Genomic DNA, 22,864 nt, shown 5'->3' on the forward strand with positions numbered 1-22,864 from the left:
ATGAGCGGTAAACCCCCAGCAATATTCCTCATGGGCCCGACAGCGGCCGGCAAGACCGACCTTGCTATCGAACTGACCAAGGTCTTGCCGTGCGAGTTGATCAGTGTCGACTCGGCGCTGGTCTACCGCGACATGGATATCGGCACCGCCAAGCCTTCCAAGGCGCTATTGGCCGCCTATCCGCACCGCTTGATCGACATCATCGACCCGGCTCAGAGCTACTCCGCCGCACAATTTTGCACCGATGCCCTGGCCGCCATGGCCGAGATCACCGCGCGCGGCAAGATCCCGCTATTGGTCGGCGGCACCATGCTTTATTACAAGGCGTTGATCGATGGCTTGGCTGACATGCCTGCTGCCGACCCTGCAGTACGCGCCGAGCTTGAGGCCCAGGCCAGTGCGTTGGGCCTGGCTGAGCTGCACCGGCAGTTGGCTGAGGTCGACCCCGAGTCGGCTGCACGCATCCACCCCAATGACCCGCAACGGCTGATCCGAGCGCTGGAAGTGTATCGGGTCAGCGGCGAGAGCATGACGGCCCATCGCCAGCGGCAATTGGCCGAAAGTAGCGGCGCAGACGCAGGCGCGGGCGGACATTTGCCCTATACTGTCGCCAGCCTGGCGATTGCTCCTACAGATCGTCACATTTTGCATCAGCGAATTGCGCTACGATTTTCGCAGATGCTGGAACAGGGCTTCGTCGACGAGGTCCGAAAGCTGCGCGCCAGAAGTGACTTGCACGCGGGGCTGCCGTCTATACGGGCAGTGGGGTATCGGCAGGTCTGGGATTACCTGGATGGCAAGCTAGATGAGAATGAGATGCGCGAACGCGGTATCATTGCCACTCGCCAGCTGGCCAAACGGCAGTTCACCTGGTTGCGCGGCTGGTCCGACGTACACTGGCTGGATAGCCTGGCCTGCGACAATCTGTCCCGCACCTTGAAATACCTTGGGTCCGTCTCCATATTGAGCTGAGTCCCTGCAATTGCCGTCTACTCTTGCGAATGGGCGGCGTAATTATCGAATTTTCGTGTTTTTTACTATTGATCCTTACAGGAGTGCGGCATATGTCAAAAGGGCATTCGCTACAAGACCCTTACTTGAACACCTTGAGAAAAGAAAAGGTCCCGGTTTCGATCTATCTGGTCAACGGGATCAAGCTGCAGGGCTCGATCGAATCTTTCGACCAGTTCGTGGTACTGCTGAAGAACACCGTCAGCCAGATGGTCTACAAGCACGCTATCTCGACCGTGGTCCCAGCTCGTCCGGTTCGCCTGCCAAGCCCGTCCGATTCCGAGAGCGGCGACAGCGAGCCAGGCAACGCCTGATAGGAGCCTGCATTGTTCTTTGAGCGCCACGGTGGTGGTGAGCGAGCGCTGCTCGTTCACTTGGAAGGTCAGAACCCTGAGGCGCGCGAAGACCCGCAGGAGTTTCAGGAACTGGCACTGTCGGCCGGAGCTGAGATCGTTTCGCTGTCTACAGTGACGCGGCACCAGCCTACCGCCAAATACCTGATTGGCAGCGGCAAGGTCGAAGAGTTACGCGACCTGGTCAAAGCCGAACAGGTAGATCTGGTGATTTTCAATCACACCCTCACGCCCAGTCAGGAGCGCAACCTCGAACGAGTCTTCGAGTGTCGCGTGCTCGACCGTACCGGGCTGATTCTCGACATCTTCGCCCAACGGGCGCGTACCCATGAAGGCAAGCTGCAGGTCGAACTGGCCCAGCTGGAGCACATGAGCACGCGGCTGGTGCGCGGCTGGACCCACCTTGAGCGGCAGAAGGGTGGTATCGGCCTGCGCGGTCCGGGTGAAACCCAGCTTGAGACTGACCGGCGCTTGCTGCGGGTACGCCTGCGGCAGATCAAGGCACGCCTGGAGAAGGTTCGCAGTCAGCGTGAGCAGGCGCGGCGCGGGCGTAAGCGCGCGGATATCCCGTCGGTGTCGCTGGTGGGCTATACCAACGCCGGCAAGTCGACCTTGTTCAACGCCCTCACCGAATCCGACGTCTACGCCGCCGACCAACTGTTCGCCACCCTCGATCCGACCCTGCGCCGTTTGCAGCTCGATGACCTGGGGCCGATCGTGCTGGCCGACACTGTGGGCTTCATTCGCCACTTGCCGCACAAGCTGGTCGAGGCATTTCGGGCTACGCTCGAAGAGTCGAGCAACTCCGACCTGCTGCTGCATGTGATCGACGCCCATGAGCCTGAGCGCATGGAGCAGATCGAGCAAGTGTTGGCAGTATTGGGCGAGATCGGTGCTGAAGGCTTGCCGATCCTTGAGGTCTATAACAAACTCGACCTGCTCGAAGATGTCGAGCCGCAGATCCAGCGCGATGCCGATGGCAAGCCGGAGCGGGTCTGGGTATCGGCACGTGATGGACGTGGCCTGGAGTTGGTAGGCCAGGCGATTGCCGAATTGCTGGGGGATGATCTGTTTGTCGGAACCCTGCGCCTCGAACAGCGTTTTGCTCGCTTGCGCGCGCAATTCTTTGAACTGGGGGCAGTGCAAGGCGAGGAACACGACGATGAAGGCAGCAGCTTGTTGAGCGTGCGCCTGCCCATGGTCGAGCTCAATCGCCTGGTCAGCCGCGAAGGCATGGAGCCGCAAGCGTTCATTGCGCAACACACTTTGCAATAAATGCCCGTCGAGGTCGCCGGGCAGCCGTGACAGGCATTCTGTAGCATTGGACGGCGCGCCGTGGGCGCGTCTTTGCTTTATCAGATGGAGAGCGCTATGGCTTGGAACGAGCCGGGTGGCAACTCGAACAATCAGGATCCCTGGGGCGGCCGCCGTGGCGGCGGCGGTGGTGGCGACAAGAAAGGACCACCGGATCTCGACGAGGCCTTCCGCAAGCTGCAGGACAGCCTGAACGGCATGTTCGGCGGCAGCAAAAAACGCGGCGGTGGTGACCGCAATATCGGCAAGGGTGGCGGCTACGGGCTGCTGGGCATAGGCCTGGCGGTGTTGGCTGCGATCTGGCTGTACAGTGCCGTGTACGTGGTCGACGAGCAGGAGCAGGCCGTCGTGCTGCGCTTCGGCAAGTACTATGAGACCGTGGGTCCAGGCCTGAACATCTATTTCCCGCCGATCGACCGCAAGTACATGGAGAACGTCACGCGTGAGCGTGCGTACACCAAGCAGGGGCAGATGCTCACCGAAGACGAGAACATCGTCGAGGTGCCGCTGACCGTGCAGTACAAGATCACCAACCTGCAGGACTTCGTGCTTAACGTCGACCAGCCGGAAGTGAGCTTGCAGCATGCGACCGACAGCGCCCTGCGCCACGTGGTGGGTTCCACCTCGATGGATCAGGTGCTGACCGAAGGCCGTGAGCAGATGGCCGTGGATATCCGCGAACGCCTGCAACGCTTCCTCGACACCTACCGTACCGGTATCACCGTCACCCAGGTCAACGTACAGAGCGCGGCAGCCCCGCGTGAAGTGCAGGAAGCCTTCGACGACGTGATCCGTGCCCGGGAAGACGAGCAACGTGCCCGCAACCAGGCTGAGTCCTACGCCAATGGCGTGGTGCCGGAAGCCCGTGGTCAGGCCCAGCGCATCATCGAGGATGCCAACGGCTACCGCGATGAAGTGATTGCCCGCGCCAAGGGTGAGGCCGACCGCTTCACCAAGCTGGTCAGCGAGTACCGCAAGGCGCCGGACGTCACCCGTCAGCGTCTGTACCTGGAGACCATGCAAGAGGTCTACAGCAACTCGAGCAAGGTCATGGTGGCAACCAAGGACGGGCAGAACAACCTGCTCTACCTGCCACTGGACAAGATGGTCGAAGGCAGCCGCAACACGTCCGCCGCGGCCGGCAGCAGCGCGTCGCCATCGGTCAACGATGCGGCCGTGCGTGCAGCGCAGGACCTGCAACAGCAACAACAGTCGCTGCGTACTAGGGAGAGCCGCTGATGAGCAATAAATCGCTGATCGCCCTGATCGCCGCAGTTGTGCTGGCTATCGTGGCCTGGAACAGCTTCTACATCGTGGCCCAGACCGAGCGTGCGGTATTGCTGCAATTCGGTCGTGTGGTTCAGGCCGATGTTCAGCCTGGTCTGCATGTGAAGATCCCGTACGTCAACCAGGTGCGCAAGTTCGACGCCCGCCTGATGACCCTGGATGCTCCGACCCAGCGCTTCCTGACCCTTGAGAAGAAAGCGGTAATGGTCGACGCCTACGCCAAATGGCGCGTGAAGGACTCCGATCGCTTCTACACCGCGACTTCGGGCCTCAAGCAGATCGCTGATGAGCGTCTGTCGCGTCGTCTGGAAAGCGGTCTGCGTGACCAGTTCGGTAAACGCACCCTGCACGAGGTGGTTTCCGGTGAACGTGACGCGCTGATGGCTGACATCACCGCTTCGCTGAACCGCATGGCTAACAAAGAGCTGGGTATCGAGGTGGTCGACGTGCGCGTCAAGGCCATCGACCTGCCGAAGGAAGTTAACCGCAGCGTGTTCGATCGTATGAGCACTGAGCGTGAGCGTGAAGCGCGTGAGCATCGCGCCAAGGGTAACGAGCTGGCTGAAGGTATCCGCGCCGATGCCGACCGTCAGCGTCGCGTACTGCTCGCCGAAGCGTATCGTGAGTCCGAAGAAACCCGCGGTGATGGTGACGCCCAGGCGGCTGCCATCTATGCCAAGGCCTACAGCCAGGACGCTGATTTCTATGCGTTCCACCGTAGTCTGCAGGCCTACCGCGCAAGCTTCTCGAACAAGAGCGATGTGCTGGTCCTGGATCCGAAGAACGAGTTCTTCCGCTACCTGGACAAGAGCAAGCCCTGACTCGGGTAAACCCCGCCTGGCAGCTAAAACTGCCGGCGGGGTGCATCCTGACAGAAAAGGGGTGTATGATGAGTCAGCCGGGAAATTTCCCGGCTTTTTTGCGTCTGCAAGGTTGATTGCCCATTAGGGATCAGCCAGCGCGCTAGTAATTCGAGGGTAATTGGCACGGCGGTAGCGCTGGGATTAGTGCTGCCTGCTGCTGTGGGCCAATGCCTGCTTCACTGACGGCTCGCCCATTGGCAGGCCGCCCGGACCAGAGGGGAAATGGCGTAATGGCAACGGTAGACCGCTGGCTGCTGCCAGATGGCATCGAGGAAGTACTGCCACCTGAAGCCGCGCGCATCGAGATCGCGCGTCGCCAGGTGTTGGACCTGTTCCAGAGTTGGGGTTACGAACTGGTCGTTACCCCGCATATCGAGTACCTGGAATCGCTGCTCACCGGTGCCAGCCAGGACCTGGACCTGCATACCTTCAAGGTGGTCGACCCGCAGTCTGGCCGCCTGATGGGCTTCCGTGCCGACTTCACTCCACAGGTCGCGCGCATCGATGCGCACACCCTGCGCCGTGAAGGCCCGAGCCGCCTGTGCTATGCCGGTAGCGTGCTGCACGCCCAGCCACGCCAGTTGTCCACCTCGCGCAGCCCGATCCAGTTGGGCGCCGAGCTGTACGGCGATGCCAGCCCAACCAGCGACGTCGAGGTCATCAGCCTGATGTTGGCGATGCTGCAGCTGGCCGACGTGCCGGATGTGCACATGGACCTGGGCCACGTCGGTATCTACCGCGGCCTGTCGCGCGCCGCCAACCTGTCGGGCGATGCCGAGCAGCAGCTGTTCGATGCCCTGCAGCGCAAGGCGGTCGATGAAGTCAACGCGTTGACTGCCGACCTGCCCAAGGACGTCGGCAATATGCTGCGCGCCCTCACCGAGCTGTGCGGTGGTCGCGAAGTGCTGGCCGAGGCCCGTGTACGCCTGGGCCGTGCGCCGGCCAGTGTGCTGGCTGCCCTGGATGACCTGCTGGCGATCGCTGATCGCCTGGCAGCGCGTTATCCGGACCTGCCGCTGTACTTCGACCTTGGCGAGCTACGCGGTTACAACTATCACACCGGCGTGGTGTTCGCCGTGTTCGTACCGGGGGTCGGTCAGTCGATCGCCCAGGGCGGACGCTACGACGACATCGGCGCCGACTTTGGCCGGGCACGCCCGGCCACCGGTTTCTCCACGGATTTGAAGACCCTGGTCACACTGGGGCGAGCGGAGGTCGTATTGCCGTCTGGCGGGATCTGGATGCCCGACAGCGGTGACGCGGCCCTCTGGCAGATGGTCTGCCAGTTGCGCAACGAGGGCCAGCGTGTGGTCCAGGCTCTGCCTGGGCAACCGCTGAGTGCTGCCCTTGAGGCGGATTGTGATCGGCAATTGATTCAGCAAGACGGGCGCTGGCAGGTTCTGCCGCTGACCCATTGAGATTTTTCGGTCGGCAGTAGGCCGGCAACCAAGTTTGCGTGAATGAGGACAAGTGTTATGGGTAAGAATGTCGTCGTCCTGGGCACCCAATGGGGTGATGAGGGCAAAGGCAAGATCGTTGATCTGCTGACCGAACATGCTGCCGCCGTAGTGCGCTACCAGGGCGGTCACAACGCGGGCCACACCCTGGTGATCAACGGTGAGAAAACCGTTCTGCACCTGATTCCTTCCGGCATCCTGCGTGAAGGCGTGCAGTGCCTGATCGGCAACGGCGTAGTCGTTGCTCCCGATGCCTTGATGCGTGAAATCACCAAGCTCGAAGAGAAGGGTGTACCGGTACGTGAGCGCCTGCGCATCAGCCCGGCTGCGCCGCTGATCCTGTCCTACCACGTAGCACTGGACCAGGCCCGTGAAAAGGCCCGTGGCGAAGCCAAGATCGGCACCACCGGTCGTGGTATCGGCCCAGCTTACGAAGACAAAGTGGCCCGTCGCGGCCTGCGCGTGGGCGACCTGTTCCACCGCGAGCGTTTCGCTGCCAAGCTCGGTGAGCTGCTGGACTACCACAACTTCCAGCTGGTCAATTACTACAAAGAGCCGGCCATCGACTTCCAGCAGACCCTGGACGAGTGCATGGCCTACGCCGAGCAGCTCAAGCCGATGATGCTCGACGTCACCGCCGAGTTGCACAACCTGCGTCGCGCCGGCAAGGACATCATGTTCGAAGGTGCCCAGGGCTCGCTGCTGGATATCGACCACGGTACCTACCCGTACGTCACCAGCTCCAACACCACTGCTGGTGGCATTTCCACCGGTTCCGGCGTTGGCCCGATGTACCTGGACTACATCCTCGGTATTACCAAGGCCTACACCACTCGTGTCGGTTCCGGTCCGTTCCCGACCGAGCTGTTCGACGAGACTGGCGCCACCCTGGCCAAGCGCGGCCATGAGTTCGGCTCCACCACCGGTCGTGCCCGTCGTTGCGGCTGGTTCGATGCCGTCATCCTGCGTCGCGCCATCGACGTCAACAGCATCTCGGGCATCTGCCTGACCAAGCTGGACGTACTCGACGGCCTGGAAACCATCAACATCTGTGTTGGCTACAAGAACGAGAATGGTGCAGTGATCGATGCGCCTTCCGATGCTGACAGCTACATCGGCCTGGAGCCAGTGTACGAAGAGATGCCAGGCTGGAGCGAGTCGACCCTCGGTGCCAAGACCCTGGAAGAGCTGCCAGCCGCTGCTCGCGCCTACATCAAGCGCATCGAAGAGCTGACCGGCGCGCCGATCGACATCATTTCGACCGGCCCGGATCGCAACGAGACTATCGTTCTGCGTCATCCGTTCGCCTGATTCGCCGTCTAGGCTGATCGAACGCCGCGTTCCCGCAAGGGGCGCGGCGTTTTTTTTGATCTTCACGTAATCCGTGTAGTAGCTGGCTTGCCTGCGATAGAGCGCGCAGCGCTCCCAAAAAGCGCAGCGCCAATTAGACCAGCATAAACTTGGCGTTTATGCCTGCTGCCTCCGGCACAACCCTTGCTGTAAAAACGCTCTGTAGATGCCATCAAAATAATGGCGCCAGAAGCACGAGGGTTTCACCGTGTCTGCCATCCTCTCACTGTTACGAAGCCGCCTTTTGCGGCCTGTGTTTGTTGCCTTGGGTATCGCTCTTTTGGTGCAGGTGCTGGTCGCCGTTGCGCTGACCCGGAGCACGGTCACCGCCTTGGAAGCCGATCTTGGCGAGCGCCTGGGTGCCGACAGCCGCAAGCTGGCCAACGAGCTGGAGCTGGCTGGCCAGGATGTGCGCAGTGGGCTCGACAACCTCTCCTCCAGCACCCGTCAGCGCCTGAGCAGTGGCCTGTCCACGCGCTTGGAAAGCGAGCAGCAACAACTGCGCGCGACCTTGGAGAAAAACCTCAAGGACTCGGCCAACGACATGGCCGAGCTGCTTGCCTCGGTCGCCCCGCGGGCGATTTGGGACAACGACGTGCCAGTGCTCTCCGACTTCGCTCGGCGTGCCCAGCGCAATCCCAACGTGTTGTTCGTGATCTATGACGACGCTCAGGGCCAGCACCTGACGCGCTATCTGAACCGGCAAAACCCGATCAACCAGGCGCTGATGGACAAAGGGCAGGGCGAGCGGGCGCTGGACAAAGTGCTGGACGCTGCGCGTAAAGACCCGTCGGTGTACTACGTCGAGGCCTCGATCAACCCTAACGGGGCAGAGATTGGCAAGGTCTTGATGGGTGTTTCCACTGCGGGTGTCGAGCAGGAGCTCAAGGCGCTGGATGAGCGTTTCGCAGCGCTGATCGGCAGTGGTGAGCAACTGGTCGGCGATAGCCTGGGCGCTGCGGCGGCAGACAGCGGCAAGGCCCTGCGCGCACGTCTGGAGACAGCGCAGAACAGCGCTACTGCCATGCAGGCCAATACTGCGCAGACCGTACGGGATGCTGCGGGTGAGTTGCGTTGGCGCATTGGCCTTGGCCTGGTGCTGGTCGGCCTCGGTGTGTTGCTGGTGGTGGCCGTGGTGCTCGGCAGGCGTGTAGTCAACAAGCTGCGCCTGCTGATCGCTGCCTTGAATGATCTGGCTGCCGGCGAAGGCGACCTGACCAAGCGGGTAACCCTCGACAGCCGGGACGAGATTGGTGACATGGCTTCGGCAGTCAACCGCTTTGTCGACAAGCTCCAGCCGATCGTGCGAGAAGCAGGCGAAGTGGCCCAGCGTACCGGCGTGGAAATCGGCGCCATGACCCAGCGCAGCGCAGGTGCTGACGCTGCCGCCGCGCTGCAACGCGATGAGGTGGCGGCGAGCCTGCGCGATCTATCGAGCATGGCCGATGAGGCTCAAGCCGAAAGCCATGCGATGCAGGCGGCCTTGCAGCAGGTGGTGGACATCCGCCAGGCCACTGACGAAAACAGTCGGACCTCGACCCAGCTGGCCGGCCTGATCGAGAACCTCGCCGGCCAGGTCGATGCGGGCTCGCAGGTGATCGAGCGGCTGGCCAAGCAGAGCGAGCAGATCGAGGTGGTGCTGACCGTGATCCATGGCATCGCCGAGCAGACCAACCTGCTGGCCCTCAATGCCGCTATCGAGGCGGCGCGTGCGGGTGAGACTGGCCGCGGCTTCGCCGTGGTGGCTGATGAGGTGCGGGCGCTGGCAAGCAAGACCCAGAGCTCGACGGGCGATATTCAGGCGCATATCGTAGCCCTGCAGCAGGGGGCCAAGGAGGCCGTGGCGACCATTAGCCAGGCGGGACGCCAAGCCAGCGAAGGGCTGCTGGTGCTGCGCGATAACGAGCGTCGACAGCAGTCGGTGCAGGCGGCGGTCGAGCAGGTGCACGCGGCGATTGGCCTGGCTACGCGCGCGGCCGAGCAGCAGGCGCATGGCGCGCAGGCGGTCAGGGGAAGGGTCGAGACCATTCATGCGCAGGCGGAGCAGTCGGCGCAGGTAGTGATGCAGACCACCGCCAGCGGTAAGGTCTTGGATGACTTGGCTGCGCAGTTGCGCGCGAGCCTTGGGCAGTTCAGGGCCTGAGCGAATTTGGGGCTGCGCAGCGGCCCCAAACGCTCAAGCGCAAGACATACCTGGTTATGCCTTGTTCAAATACATCCGTGTAGTCAGCAAATAAACCGGCAATCCCGAAACCACAATCAGCAGCGCCGCATAAGGCGCGGCCGCCGCGAACTCGACATTGGCGGTATGCGCCCACACCTCGGTCGCCAAGGTGGTCATCCCGGTCGGGCTAAGCAGCAGGGTCGCTGTCAGCTCCTTCATCGCATCCAGGAATACCAACGCAAACGCCGCCGCCAGCGCCGGGAAGATAATCGGCAAGGTCACCCGGCAGAACGCGCTGAAGCTGCTCGCGCCCAGCGTGCGAGCGGCTTCTTCCAGGGTCGGCGACGCCTTGTTCAGCGCCGTGCGCACCGGTGCCTGGGCCAGCGGCAGGAACAACAGCGCATACGCCAGGATCAGCAATGCGGTGGTCTGGTACAGCGCCGGCACATAATGCAGGGCGAAGAACACCAGGGTCAGGGCAATCACCAGCCCGGGCAGGGCATGCAGCAGGTAGGGCAGGCGTTCGGCCCAGATCGCCAGGCGACCTTTATAACGCACCACCAGGAAGCTGATCGGCAACGCCAGCAGCACGCAGAAACCAGCGCCGCCCAATGACACCGACAGGGACGTGAACAGCGCTTTGCTGATCTCACCCACCGGGAACGCCGCCGACGAGCCGACGCTCAACCAGTAGCCGAGCATGGCCAGGGGAATCCCGCTGCCTAGAATCGCCAGGGCCAGGCAAAACAGCTGCGCCAACGGCATCCAGCCACGCAACTTCACCGGCTGCGCACGACGCGCAACGCCCTGGCCGATCCGCACATGCCGCGCCTTGCCGCGTACGCGCAGCTCCAGGGTCAGCATCACCAGGCACAGCGCCAGCAACACCGCCGATAGCATGGCGGCGTTGGCGTTGCTGAACTCCAGCTCGAACTGCTGATAGATCGCCGTGGTGAACGTCTGCAAGCCAAGGATCGACAGGGCGCCGAACTCCACCAGCATGTGCAGCGCGATCAGCAACGCGCCGCCGAGCATCGACGGCCACAGCAGCGGCAGTGTGACCTTGAAGAACACCCCCCAACGGCTGCAACCCAGGGTGCGCGCCGACTCTTCCAGGGAGGTGTCGACATTGCGCAGGGTGGCGGCCACTGGCAGGAATACCAGCGGGTACTTGGATAGCGCCATGACCAGGATCGCCCCACCCAGCCCTTCGAAGTCCGAGCTCAGCGACACCCAGGTGAAGCTGCTGACGAACGACGGCACGGCAAATGGCAGGCACAGCACCACGCCCCACAAGCGCCGCCCTGGCAGGTCGCTGCGCTCGAGCAGCCAGGCCAAAGCCAGGCCGACCACCATGCACACCAAGGTGACACCCACCATCAACAGCATCGTGTTGCGCATCAGGCCCCAGACGAAGGGTCGCCAGAGCAGATGCAACGCTTCCCGCCAGCCTGCCTCCCAGGCCTTGAGCGCGACGTACAGCAACGGCAGCAAGCTCATCGTCACCAGGAATAGGACAGGCAGCACCACCCAGATCGAGGGGCGCTTGCGGCGCGGCACGAAACGCGCCTGGGCCGAGAGGGGCAGGGCGGCAGTCATTAGAGCAGACCGACCTCGCGCTCAAGCTCCAGGGCTTCCTCGGCGTTACCAAGGTCGGCTGGGGTGATCTGCGGCGGACGCAGCTCTTCGAACGGCTTCAGGCCCTGGTCAGAGACCATGCCTTTATGCAGCGGGTATTCAGCGGTGGTCTGGGTGATCACGCGCTGGCCTTCCTCGCTGGCCATCCAGTTGAGCAGGGCCTGGGCTTCTTTCGGGTGCTTGCTGGCCTTGACTGCGGCGGCGCCGGAGATGGTCACCAGGCCGCCGGCGTCGCCGTCTGCCAGGTAGTACAGCTGCGAATCCAGCTGGCCGCGCTCACGCTTGAGGGCATACCAGTAGTAGTTGTTGACCAGCACGGCATCGACTTCGCCTTTTTCCACGGCCTTCAGGGCGACCATGTTGTTGGTGTAGGTCTTGCCGAAGGCTTTCAGGCCAGTCAGCCACTCTTCGGCGGCATCGCGACCGTGCATCTTGAGGATGGCCACGGCTTGCTCCTGGAAGGCGCCGCTGGTCGGCACGAAGCCCACGCGGCCATCCCATTCAGGGTTGGCGAAGTCCATCACCGATTGCGGCAGGTCTTTCTGGTCGATCTTCTTCGGGTTGAACACCACCACGCGGGTGCGCGCGGTCACGCCCATCCAGCTGCCGTTGGCGGCAACGTATTCCTTGGGCAGCATGTTCAGGGTGGCGTCGTCGATCTTGGCCAGCAGGCCCAGCTCGCCGAGGTTGTTCAGCGGCGGCGACTCTTCGGTATAGATGACGTCGGCAGGCGAGCGCTCGCCTTCTTCGATGATCTGGCTGGCCAGCTGGTTGCTGCTGCCTTTGCGGATATTGATATGAATGCCGGTCTTGGCCTCGTAGGCCTTGGCGATGGCCTCGCCGATTTCCTTGTGCTGACCGTTGTACAAAGTCAGGCTGACCGGGTCGTCTGCCATGGCGGCCGGAGCGCCGATCACCAGGCTCAGAACAGCGGCGGCCAGGGTGCGCATCAGCGGTTGCGGACGGATCGTCATGCGGGTACTTCCTCGCTTACGGCTACATATTTGGAAACAATGGTAAACGAAATTGTTTCTCAAGTGGCCGGGTGACGAGAAATTCATGAGCAGACTATCGTTCAATTTCCCCCCAGATGCTTGCGCATAGGCAGGTAGCAGGGTGGGGGACAAAAAACGCAGACAAGAAAAAACCCACTAGCAAGCTAGTGGGTTTTTATATGGTGCCCAGGAGAAGACTCGAACTTCCACGATCTTGCGATCACTGATACCTGAAACCAGCGCGTCTACCAATTCCGCCACCTGGGCAAATCTTTACATCTACAGCGTACTGCGATGAATCTCTTGCTGACTGACAGATAAGCCTGTTATCTATCACTCGAAATATTTGGTGCCCAGGAGAAGACTCGAACTTCCACGACCTTGCGGTCACTGATACCTGAAACCAGCGCGTCTACCAATTCCGCCACCTGGGCACACTCGTTGAAATCACATGATGCTTTACAACATCGTTCATCTCAACTACAACGTCGGGTGTCCGTCGTTGTGGTGCGCACTATACGGACGCCCTATGAGGCTGTAAACCCCCCGAATCAAAAAAAATTCAAAAAATTCAACTTGTTGATTCCATAGGCCTTACCCAGCGCACAAGACCCTCAGACGGGGGCTGTCCAAGGCCGACATTTCCGGTTTCAATACGCCTATGCCAAACTTCTACTCTATATACCCCAAGGTGAACCCCTTCTGATGGCCGATTGGCAATCCCTCGATCCCGAGGCCGCCCGCGAAGCGGATAAATACGAGAATCCTATTCCCAGCCGTGAGCTGATCCTGCAACACCTTGCCGACCGCGGCGAACCGGCTGCGCGAGAGCAGTTGGCGGCGGAATTCGGTCTGCACGAGGAAGACCAGATCGAAGCCCTGCGCCGCCGTCTGCGTGCCATGGAGCGTGACGGTCAGCTGATCTATACCCGGCGCGGCACCTATGCCCCGGTAGACAAGCTGGACCTGATCTGCGGACGCATCTCTGGCCACCGCGATGGTTTCGGCTTCCTCATCCCTGACGATGGCAGTGACGATCTGTTCCTCAGCCCGTCGCAGATGCGCCTGGCGTTCGACGGTGACCGTGGCCTTGCCCGTGTCTCCGGTACCGACCGCCGTGGCCGCCGTGAAGGCGTGCTGGTCGAAATCATCTCCCGCGCCCACGAAAGCGTGGTCGGCCGTTACTTCGAAGAAGGCGGCATCGGCTACGTGACCCCGGATAACCCGAAGATCCAGCAGGAAGTGCTGGTGACTGCCGGGCGTAACGGCGGCGCCAAGATCGGTCAGTTCGTCGAAATCAAGATTACCCACTGGCCCACCCCGCGCTTCCAGGCGCAAGGTGATGTGGTCGAGGTTATCGGCAACTACATGGCTCCAGGGATGGAAATCGACGTTGCCCTGCGCAGCTACGACATCCCGCATGTCTGGCCGCAAGAGGTGATCAAGGAAGCGCGCAAGTTCCGCTCCGAAGTCGAAGAGAAGGACAAAGAGAAGCGCATCGACCTGCGCCATCTGCCGTTCGTCACCATCGACGGCGAAGATGCCCGCGACTTCGACGACGCGGTCTACTGCGAGCCACAGGGCAAGCTGCGCCTGTTCTCCGGCGGCTGGCGCCTGTATGTCGCGATCGCCGACGTTTCCAGCTACGTACGCCTGGGCTCGGCCCTGGACATCGAAGCGCAGCAGCGCGGTAATTCGGTGTACTTCCCTGAGCGGGTAGTGCCGATGCTTCCTGAAGAGCTGTCCAACGGCCTGTGCTCGCTGAACCCGCACGTCGATCGCCTGGCGATGGTCTGTGAAATGACCATCAACAAGTCTGGCCAGATGGTCGACTACCAGTTCTACGAAGCGGTGATCCACTCGCACGCGCGCCTGACCTACAACAAGGTCAGCAGCATGCTCGAGCACGCCCGTACCCGCGAAGGCAAGGCTCTGCGCGAGGAATACAAAGAGGTTGTCCCGGATCTGAAGCACCTGTATGCCCTGTACAAGGCATTGCTGGCGGCGCGCCATACCCGTGGCGCGATCGACTTCGAGACCCAGGAAACCCGGATCATCTTCGGTGATAACCGCAAGATCGACGAAATTCGTCCGACCGTGCGTAACGAAGCCCACAAGCTGATCGAGGAATGCATGCTGGCGGCCAACGTTGCCACCGCCGAATTCCTGCAAAAGCATGGCGTGCCTTCGCTGTACCGCGTGCACGATGGTCCGCCACCGGAGCGTCTGGAAAAACTGCGCGCCTTCCTCGGTGAGCTTGGCCTGTCCCTGCACAAGGGCAAAGAGCCTTCGCCGAAGGACTATCAGGCGCTGCTGGCGAGCATCGCCGGCCGGCCGGATTTCCACCTGATCCAGACCGTCATGCTGCGCTCGCTGAGCCAGGCGGTGTACAGCACCGAGAACAACGGCCACTTCGGCCTGAACTACGAGGCGTATACCCACTTCACCTCGCCGATCCGTCGTTACCCCGACCTGCTGGTGCACCGCGCCATTCGCAGCGTGATCCGTTCCAAGGTCGATACCCCGCACGTCAAGCGTGCCGGTGCGATGAGCATCCCCAAGGCGCGCATCTACCCGTACGACGAGCCGACCCTGGAACAGATGGGCGAGCAGTGCTCGATGACCGAGCGCCGTGCCGACGAGGCCACTCGCGACGTGGTCAACTGGCTCAAGTGCGAGTACATGAAAGACCGCGTGGGCGAGATCTTCCCGGGCGTGATCACTGCCGTTACCGGCTTTGGCCTGTTCGTCGAGCTGACTGATATCTACGTCGAAGGCCTGGTGCACGTCAGTGCCCTGCCAGGCGACTACTACCACTTCGATGCGGTGCATCACCGCCTGTCGGGTGAGCGCAGCGGTCGAAGCTTCCGCCTGGGCGACACCATCGAGGTCAAGGTCATGCGCGTCGACCTCGACGAGCGCAAGATCGATTTCGAAGTCTCTCAGGCAAGCGCCAGTGCAGCCGTTGGCCGCAAGCGTGCTGCTGCTGATGGCGCAGCGCCTGCCAGCAAGGCCAAGCCGGGCGAGCAGCGTGAAGCCAAGGTCGAAGCGAAAATCGATCCGGCGCCACGTCGTCGCAAGAGCGAAGCCGCTGATGCCTATTTCCCCAAGGACGCGGTGCAGCGCAACGCCGAGGTGCGCAAGAGTCGCGAGATGAAGAAGGCGCTGATGGGCGAGGCGCGCAACGCCCCGTCCTCGAGCAAGTCGGACAAGGGCGGCAAGTCGGCCTCCGGCAAGCCCACCAAGCACCGCAAGGGGCCGCCAAAATCGGGCGCGCCACGTAAGAGCAAGAGCAAGTCATGAGTCAGCTGGAAAAAATCTACGGCGTTCATGCCGTGCAGGCGCTGTTGCAGCACCACCCCAAGCGGGTCAAGCAGATCTGGCTGTCCGAAGGCCGTAGCGAGCCGCGCGTTCAAGCGCTGCTCGCCCTGGCTGCAGAAAACCGCGTGCCGGTTGGCCAGGCCGAGCGCCGCGAGATGGACACCTGGGTCGATGGCGTGCACCAAGGTGTGGTTGCCGAGGTGAGCCCGAGCCAGGTGTGGGGCGAGCTGATGCTCGAAGAGTTGCTAGAGCGTACCGAGACGCCGCCGCTGATTCTGGTGCTCGACGGCGTCACTGATCCGCACAACCTTGGCGCCTGCCTGCGTACTGCCGATGCTGCCGGCGCTACGGCGGTTGTGGTGCCCAAGGACAAGTCGGCGACCTTGACCCCGGTCGTGCGTAAAGTGGCCTGCGGCGCCGCCGAGGTGATTCCGCTGGTGGCTGTGACCAACCTGGCGCGCACCCTGGAAAAACTGCAGAAGCGTGGCCTGTGGGTAGTTGGCACGGCGGGGGAGGCTGAGCAGGAGATCTATCAGCAGGACCTGACCGGTCCGCTGGTGATGATCATGGGCGCTGAAGGCAAAGGCATGCGCCGGCTCACCCGCGACCATTGCGATTTTCTGGTGAAGCTGCCGATGAGCGGCAGTGTCAGCAGCCTGAACGTTTCTGTCGCGACAGGCGTTTGCCTGTTCGAGGCCGTGCGCCAGCGCCAGATCAAGCGCTGATCGAGAGGGGGCGCGCATGCGCGCCCCAGTGGTTGATGGCACTTGGGTATGTTTGCGGTTGTTCAAATAATCGCCAATTACCTTGCTTGTGCGTCCGGCCTTCTCTACAATTGCGCCCCTTGCCCAGCAGGCAGGCGCGCATGTGCCTACTGTCCACGGCAAGACATACAGTGTCATTCACTCCTTGTCTGACCAGATTCGCTGGCAGACTACTAACCCGTAAGGAGCATTCATGCGTCATTACGAAATCATCTTCCTGGTCCACCCGGATCAGAGCGAGCAAGTCGGCGGCATGGTTGAGCGTTACACCAAGCTGATCGAAGAAGATGGTGGCAAGATCCACCGCCTGGAAGACTGGGGCCGTCGTCAACTGGCCTACGCAATCAACAATGTTCACAAGGCTCACTACGTGATGCTGAACGTTGAGTGCACCGGCAAGGCCCTGGCCGAGCTGGAAGACAACTTCCGCTACAACGATGCCGTGATCCGTAACCTGGTCATCCGTCGTGACGAAGCCGTTACTGGCCCGTCCGAGATGCTCAAGGCCGAAGAGAACCGCAGCGAGCGCCGTGAGCGTCGTGAACGTCCTGAATCTGCTGATGGCGCCGAAGGCGATGACAGCAATGACAGCGACAACAGCGATAACGCTGACGAGTAATCCACGGACCTTTTGAGGAGCCTATTACATGGCACGTTTCTTCCGTCGTCGTAAATTCTGCCGCTTCACTGCTGAAGACGTGAAAGAGATCGACTTCAAAGATCTCAACACCCTGAAAGCTTACGTATCCGAAACCGGCAAGATCGTTCCAAGCCGTATCACCGGTACCAAAGCTCGTTATCAGCGTCAGCTGGCTACCGCTATCAAGCGCGCCCGCTTCCTGGCCCTGCTGCCCTACACCGACAGCCACGGCCGCTGAGACCGGGTTTTCGACAAGTAGCAAGGGATAAGCATGCGAGCGTTAGCTGATTTCATCATGCGCGGTCGCGTGCAGGCCACTGTAGTGGTGGCCGGTAGTGCGGCATTGCCGCTGTTGTTCTGGTTGTGTGCCGCCGCTGGGAGCCTGGTGTTCCTGCGGCGCGGTTTCAAGGACGCTTCCTCGGTCATCGTCTGGGGCATTTTACCGGCGTTGGCCTGGTGGGTCTTCGGCGAGCCGCGCACCTTGATGGTGCTGCTGGGGACGCTGGGGCTGGCTGCGCTGTTGCGCGCTGGGCATTCCTGGAACCGGGTGCTGTTATCCAGCATCGCCTTGGGCCTGTTGTACGGTGTCATTCTGGGTTCAGCGTTCCGTGAACCGATTGAAGCTCTGGCGCGAGCGCTTGAAAAAGCCCTGCCGCAGATGCTCGACGGTCTCTACCAGCAGTTATCGGTGGAGGAGCAGGCGCAACTTGGGAAGCTCATCGTACCGGTGCTTAACGGCCTGATGGCGGCTGGGCTGCAGGTTGTCAGTGTGTTGGCCCTGATGTTGGGTCGCTACTGGCAGGCCGCGTTGTACAACCCGGGAGGTTTTGGCCGCGAGTTTCAAGCGGTGCGAATTCCCCTGCTGCCGGCGCTGGTGCTGTTGGGGTGCATGCTGTTCGGGCCGAACCTCGGTTCTGCCTTGGCATTGCTCACGCCGCTGTGCAGCGTGCCGCTCATGTTTGCCGGGCTTGCCCTGCTGCATGGGTTGGTGGCTCAGAAACGTCTGGCCAAGTTTTGGCTGGTCGGGTTGTACGTGACGCTGGTCCTGTTCATGCAACTGACTTATCCGTTGCTCGTGGTTTTGGCCATTGTCGATAGCCTGATTGATTTTCGCGGTCGCAAGTCACCTCAGGGTGATGATTCCGCGAACGGTGAAGGTTAAAAGTTAAGAGGTTTTACCAAATGGAACTGATCCTGCTGGAAAAAGTCGCTAACCTGGGCAACCTGGGCGACAAAGTTAAAGTTAAAGCCGGTTACGGCCGTAACTTCCTGCTGCCATTCGGCAAGGCCACCGTTGCCAACGCCGCCAACCTGGCTGCGTTCGAAGAACGTCGCGCCGAGCTGGAAAAGGCTGCTGCTGACAAGAAAGCTTCGGCTGAAAGCCGCGCTGCCCAACTGGCAGAGCTGGAAGTCACCATCACCGCCACCGCTGGCGATGAAGGCAAGCTGTTCGGTTCGATCGGCACCCACGACATCGCTGACGCCCTGACCGCCTCCGGCGTTGAAGTGGCTAAAGCTGAAGTTCGTCTGCCGAACGGCACCATCCGTCACGTTGGCGAATACGACGTAGCCGTGCACCTGCACAGCGACGTTGAAGCCACCGTACGCGTGGTCGTCGTTGCAGCCTAAGCTGTAGCAACTGGCTGGCTCCTCCTGAGCTAGCCGGTTAACATCGGGCACGGCTCTGCCTTCGCAGACCGTGCCCTTTGTTTTTCTCCTCACCCAGAATTCTTTCGTGGCCATGAACGAGATCACCAACCCCGAACAACTCGACCTGCAGACCGCAGCCCTGAAGGTGCCGCCGCATTCCATCGAAGCCGAACAGGCTGTGATCGGTGGTCTGATGCTGGACAACAACGCCTGGGAAAAGGTACTGGACCAAGTTTCGGACGGTGACTTCTATCGGCATGACCACCGCCTGATCTTCCGCGCCATCCACAAGCTGGTCGACCTCAACCAGCCGTTCGACGTGGTCACCCTGCACGAGCAGCTGGACAAGGAAGGCGTGTCGAGCCAGGTCGGCGGCTTGGCCTACCTGGCCGAGCTGGCCAAGAACACCCCGTCGGTCGCCAACATCAAGGCGTATGCGGCGATCATCCGCGAGCGCGCCACGCTGCGCCAGCTGATCAGCATCAGCACCGATATCGCTGACAACGCCTTCAATCCGCAGGGGCGCAATGCCGAGGAAATCCTCGACGATGCCGAACGGCAGATTTTCCAGATCGCCGAGGCGCGGCCCAAGACCGGCGGCCCGGTGGGCGTCAACGAGCTGTTGACCAAGGCCATCGACCGCATCGACACGCTGTTCAACTCCGACAGCGACATCACCGGTATCTCCACCGGCTATACCGACCTGGACGAGAAAACCAGCGGCCTGCAAGCGGCTGACTTGATCATCGTCGCCGGCCGTCCGTCGATGGGTAAGACCACCTTCGCCATGAACCTGGTCGAGAACGCAGTGCTGCGCAGCGACAAGGCAGTGCTGGTGTTCTCCCTCGAGATGCCAGGCGAATCGCTGATCATGCGGATGCTTTCCTCGCTTGGCCGGATCGACCAGACCAAGGTCCGTTCCGGTCAACTGGACGATGACGACTGGCCGCGCCTGACGTCGGCGGTCAACTTGCTCAACGATCGCAAGCTGTTCATCGACGACACCGCCGGCATCAGCCCTTCGGAGATGCGTGCGCGGACCCGGCGTCTGGCGCGTGAGCATGGCGAGATCGCCATGATCATGGTCGACTACCTGCAGCTGATGCAGATCCCAGGCTCGGCCGGTGATAACCGGACCAACGAAATCTCCGAGATTTCCCGATCCCTCAAGGCCCTGGCCAAAGAGTTCAACTGCCCGGTGATCGCCCTGTCCCAGCTCAACCGCTCTCTTGAGCAGCGGCCGAACAAGCGTCCGGTCAACTCCGACTTGCGTGAGTCCGGTGCAATCGAGCAGGACGCCGACGTGATCATGTTCGTTTACCGGGATGAGGTATATCACCCCGAGACCGAGCACAAGGGCGTTGCCGAGATCATCATCGGTAAGCAGCGGAACGGCCCTATTGGCTTCATTCGTCTGGCGTTCATCGGCAAATACACCCGCTTCGAGAACCTCGCGCCGGGCATGTACAACTTCGACGACGACGAGTAATCGTATCCCGTCCCCTTGTGGAAGCGGGATCACCGGCCAGGGCGATGCTGGAAGTCAGGCTGCGCTCGCGGGTCCCTGAGGGGATGGCCAGGTATTGCACGGCATATCATGAATCCGACCATTATCGTCGGACTTGATCAAAATTTGTGCTATATTCCGCGCCCGCGATTTCCCTGCACACCAAGAACCGGTCACTGACATGCAAGCAGCCAAACCACTCTACGACTATCCCAAGTACTGGGCCGAATGCTTCGGGCCAGCGCCTTTCCTGCCGATGAGCAGGGAGGAGATGGATCAGCTCGGCTGGGATTCCTGCGACATCATCATCGTGACCGGTGATGCCTACGTCGACCATCCGTCGTTTGGCATGGCGATCATCGGCCGTTTGCTCGAAGCCCAGGGTTTCCGCGTGGGGATCATTGCCCAGCCGAACTGGCAGTCCAAAGACGACTTCATGAAGCTCGGCGAGCCAAACCTGTTCTTTGGCGTTGCCGCAGGCAACATGGACTCGATGATCAACCGCTACACCGCCGACAAGAAGATTCGCTCCGACGACGCCTACACCCCCGGCGGCATGGCCGGCAAGCGCCCAGACCGTGCCAGCCTGGTCTATAGCCAGCGTTGCAAGGAAGCCTACAAGCACGTGCCGATCGTGCTGGGCGGCATCGAGGCCTCGCTGCGGCGTATCGCTCACTACGACTACTGGCAGGACAAGGTGCGCCACTCGATCCTGATCGATGCCTGCGCCGATATCCTGCTGTTCGGTAACGCCGAGCGCGCCGTGGTCGAGGTGGCCCAGCGCCTGTCCAATGGCGAGACCATCGAGAACATCACCGACGTGCGTGGCACCGCGTTCGTGCGCCGTGACACGCCCAAGGGCTGGTTCGAAATCGACTCCACCCGGATCGACCGTCCGGGCAAGGTCGACAAGATCATCAACCCCTACGTCAACACCCAGGACACCCAGGCCTGCGCGATCGAACAGGCCAAGGGCGAGGTCGAAGACCCCAACGAAGCCAAGGTGGTGCAGATTCTCGACAGCCCGGGCATGACCCGCGACAAGACGGTGATCCGCCTGCCGTCGTTCGAGAAGGTGCGTAACGACTCGGTGCTGTACGCCCACGCCAACCGTGTGCTGCACCTGGAGACCAACCCAGGCAACGCTCGCGCCTTGGTGCAGAAGCATGGTGAAGTAGATGTGTGGTTCAACCCGCCGCCCATTCCGATGAGTACTGAGGAAATGGACTACGTGTTCGGCATGCCCTACGCACGTGTCCCGCACCCTGCCTATGGCAAGGAGCGCATCCCGGCCTACGAGATGATCCGCTTCTCGGTCAACATCATGCGTGGCTGCTTTGGTGGCTGCACCTTCTGCTCGATCACCGAGCACGAAGGGCGGATCATCCAGAACCGTTCGCACGAGTCGATCCTGCACGAGATCGAGGAGATGCGCGACAAGGTGCCGGGCTTCACCGGCGTGGTTTCCGACCTGGGCGGGCCGACCGCCAACATGTACCGCATCGCCTGCAAGAGCCCCGACATCGAGAAGCACTGCCGCAAGCCGTCCTGCGTATTCCCAGGCATCTGCGAGAACCTCAACACCGACCACAGCTCGTTGATCGAGCTGTACCGCAAGGCCCGTGCCTTGCCGGGGGTGAAGAAGATCCTGATCGCCTCGGGTCTGCGCTACGACCTGGCGGTAGAGTCGCCGGAGTACGTCAAGGAGCTGGTCACCCACCACGTCGGCGGCTACCTGAAGATTGCCCCCGAGCACACCGAGCGTGGCCCGCTGGACAAGATGATGAAGCCGGGCATCGGCAGCTATGACCGCTTCAAGCGCATGTTCGAGAAGTACTCCAAAGAGGCAGGTAAAGAGCAGTACCTGATTCCGTACTTCATCGCTGCCCACCCCGGTACTACCGACGAAGACATGATGAACCTTGCCCTGTGGCTCAAGGGCAATGGCTTCCGCGCTGACCAGGTGCAGGCGTTCTACCCATCGCCGATGGCCTCGGCCACGGCCATGTACCACTCGGGCAAGAACCCACTGCGCAAGGTCACCTACAAGAGTGAAGGGGTCGATATCGTCAAGAGCGATGAGCAGCGCCGCTTGCACAAGGCGTTCTTGCGCTATCACGACCCCAAAGGCTGGCCGATGCTGCGTGAAGCGCTGGAGCGCATGGGCCGTGCCGACCTGATTGGCCCGGGCAAGCACCAGTTGATCCCGCTGCATCAGCCGCAGACCGACAGCTACCAGAGCGCTCGGCGCAAGAACTCGACGCCGACCGGCAGCCACAAGGTGGGCAAGGATCAGAAGATCCTCACCCAGCACACTGGCCTGCCGCCGCGTGCCAGCGATGGCAGCAAGCCGTGGGATAAACGTGAGAAGGCCAAGGCCGAGGCATTTGCGCGTAACCAGCAGGCAGCTAAAGAGCGTAAGGAAGCGGCCAAGGGCGGCGGCAAGAAGAAGCCGCGTCAGCCAGTCCTGCCGCGCTGAACGGGTAACATCTAAACTCGTGGGGGCGGGCTTGCCCCGCGATAGCGATGGTCAATCCACCAACGCTATCG

17 protein-coding genes, 2 tRNA genes and 2 pseudogenes are annotated in these 22,864 nt (G+C 61.5%); 17 read left to right on the top strand and 4 right to left on the bottom strand.

The genetic code is table 11. The features are described 5' to 3' along the window. The 9 genes and pseudogenes from miaA to AAZU54_RS15375 all read left to right on the top strand — a co-directional run. The gene (gene miaA / locus AAZU54_RS15335; protein ID WP_186555602.1) at positions 1-972 is read left to right on the top strand and encodes a tRNA (adenosine(37)-N6)-dimethylallyltransferase MiaA; all 972 of its coding nucleotides are present in this window, start codon (positions 1-3) and stop codon (positions 970-972) included. A gap of 92 nt (positions 973-1,064) precedes the next feature. Beyond that, a complete protein-coding gene (hfq, locus tag AAZU54_RS15340) occupies positions 1,065-1,325 on the top strand; it encodes an RNA chaperone Hfq (RefSeq protein WP_028631835.1) in 261 nt (86 codons plus the stop codon). Between the two features lie 12 nt (positions 1,326-1,337). After that, positions 1,338-2,639, top strand: coding sequence for a ribosome rescue GTPase HflX (hflX, locus tag AAZU54_RS15345; protein WP_312154262.1), 1,302 nt, complete (start codon positions 1,338-1,340; stop codon positions 2,637-2,639). Between the two features lie 96 nt (positions 2,640-2,735). Beyond that, complete coding sequence (gene hflK, locus AAZU54_RS15350; RefSeq protein ID WP_186555600.1) at positions 2,736-3,917, top strand: FtsH protease activity modulator HflK; 1,182 nt, start codon at positions 2,736-2,738, stop codon at positions 3,915-3,917. After that, entirely contained in the window at positions 3,917-4,786 is an 870-nt protein-coding gene (gene hflC / locus AAZU54_RS15355; RefSeq protein ID WP_186555599.1) for a protease modulator HflC, read from the top strand. The genes hflK and hflC overlap by 1 nt, the downstream gene beginning before the upstream one ends. 272 nt (positions 4,787-5,058) lie before the next feature. Beyond that, on the top strand, positions 5,059-6,246 hold the full coding sequence (locus AAZU54_RS15360) for an ATP phosphoribosyltransferase regulatory subunit (protein WP_186555598.1): 1,188 nt from the start codon (positions 5,059-5,061) through the stop codon (positions 6,244-6,246). A gap of 57 nt (positions 6,247-6,303) precedes the next feature. Next, positions 6,304-7,596: an adenylosuccinate synthase gene (locus AAZU54_RS15365; RefSeq protein ID WP_012316474.1), complete on the top strand. Its 1,293-nt coding sequence runs from the start codon at positions 6,304-6,306 to the stop codon at positions 7,594-7,596. Positions 7,597-8,659: 1,063 nt separating this feature from the next. Then, positions 8,660-8,872: pseudogene (locus tag AAZU54_RS15370) on the top strand (methyl-accepting chemotaxis protein); the annotation flags it as partial. A gap of 390 nt (positions 8,873-9,262) precedes the next feature. After that, positions 9,263-9,778 (top strand): annotated as a pseudogene (locus AAZU54_RS15375) (methyl-accepting chemotaxis protein); the annotation flags it as partial. Positions 9,779-9,832: 54 nt separating this feature from the next. On the opposite strand, the gene AAZU54_RS15380 reads toward AAZU54_RS15375, so the two are convergent. The 4 genes from AAZU54_RS15380 to AAZU54_RS15395 form a co-directional block, all read right to left on the bottom strand. After that, the gene (locus AAZU54_RS15380) at positions 9,833-11,398 is read right to left on the bottom strand and encodes an ABC transporter permease (RefSeq protein ID WP_312152295.1); all 1,566 of its coding nucleotides are present in this window, start codon (positions 11,396-11,398) and stop codon (positions 9,833-9,835) included. Next, positions 11,398-12,411, bottom strand: coding sequence for an extracellular solute-binding protein (locus AAZU54_RS15385; protein ID WP_186555595.1), 1,014 nt, complete (start codon positions 12,409-12,411; stop codon positions 11,398-11,400). The genes AAZU54_RS15380 and AAZU54_RS15385 overlap by 1 nt, the downstream gene beginning before the upstream one ends. 201 nt (positions 12,412-12,612) lie before the next feature. Continuing rightward, positions 12,613-12,699 (bottom strand) — tRNA-Leu (locus tag AAZU54_RS15390). A gap of 80 nt (positions 12,700-12,779) precedes the next feature. Further along, a tRNA-Leu gene (locus tag AAZU54_RS15395) sits at positions 12,780-12,866 on the bottom strand. 271 nt (positions 12,867-13,137) lie between these two features. Here AAZU54_RS15395 and rnr point away from each other — a divergent pair. The 8 genes from rnr (at position 13,138) to AAZU54_RS15435 (ending at position 22,793) form a co-directional block, all read left to right on the top strand. Then, positions 13,138-15,735 carry a ribonuclease R gene (rnr, locus tag AAZU54_RS15400; protein ID WP_186555594.1) on the top strand — a complete coding sequence of 866 codons (2,598 nt, stop codon included), beginning with the start codon at positions 13,138-13,140 and terminating at the stop codon, positions 15,733-15,735. After that, complete coding sequence (gene rlmB, locus AAZU54_RS15405; protein ID WP_186555593.1) at positions 15,732-16,478, top strand: 23S rRNA (guanosine(2251)-2'-O)-methyltransferase RlmB; 747 nt, start codon at positions 15,732-15,734, stop codon at positions 16,476-16,478. The genes rnr and rlmB overlap by 4 nt, the downstream gene beginning before the upstream one ends. A 232-nt stretch (positions 16,479-16,710) precedes the next feature. After that, positions 16,711-17,136 (top strand): 30S ribosomal protein S6, encoded by a 426-nt coding sequence (gene rpsF, locus AAZU54_RS15410; protein WP_186555592.1) that lies wholly within the window; start codon positions 16,711-16,713, stop codon positions 17,134-17,136. A 28-nt stretch (positions 17,137-17,164) separates the two neighbouring features. Continuing rightward, positions 17,165-17,395 (top strand): 30S ribosomal protein S18, encoded by a 231-nt coding sequence (gene rpsR, locus AAZU54_RS15415; RefSeq protein WP_003249563.1) that lies wholly within the window; start codon positions 17,165-17,167, stop codon positions 17,393-17,395. 33 nt (positions 17,396-17,428) lie between these two features. Further along, positions 17,429-18,319, top strand: a complete 891-nt coding sequence (locus tag AAZU54_RS15420; protein WP_434727341.1) for a hypothetical protein — start codon at positions 17,429-17,431, stop codon at positions 18,317-18,319. A 20-nt stretch (positions 18,320-18,339) separates the two neighbouring features. After that, positions 18,340-18,786, top strand: coding sequence for a 50S ribosomal protein L9 (gene rplI / locus AAZU54_RS15425; RefSeq protein ID WP_186555590.1), 447 nt, complete (start codon positions 18,340-18,342; stop codon positions 18,784-18,786). 112 nt (positions 18,787-18,898) lie between these two features. Continuing rightward, positions 18,899-20,296, top strand: a complete 1,398-nt coding sequence (gene dnaB / locus AAZU54_RS15430; RefSeq protein WP_186555589.1) for a replicative DNA helicase — start codon at positions 18,899-18,901, stop codon at positions 20,294-20,296. A gap of 199 nt (positions 20,297-20,495) precedes the next feature. After that, entirely contained in the window at positions 20,496-22,793 is a 2,298-nt protein-coding gene (locus AAZU54_RS15435; RefSeq protein WP_186555588.1) for a YgiQ family radical SAM protein, read from the top strand. The last annotated feature ends 71 nt before the right edge of the window (positions 22,794-22,864 follow it).

This window comes from Pseudomonas sp. Je.1.5.c, assembly GCF_051129895.1.
Taxonomy (GTDB): domain Bacteria; phylum Pseudomonadota; class Gammaproteobacteria; order Pseudomonadales; family Pseudomonadaceae; genus Aquipseudomonas; species Aquipseudomonas urmiensis.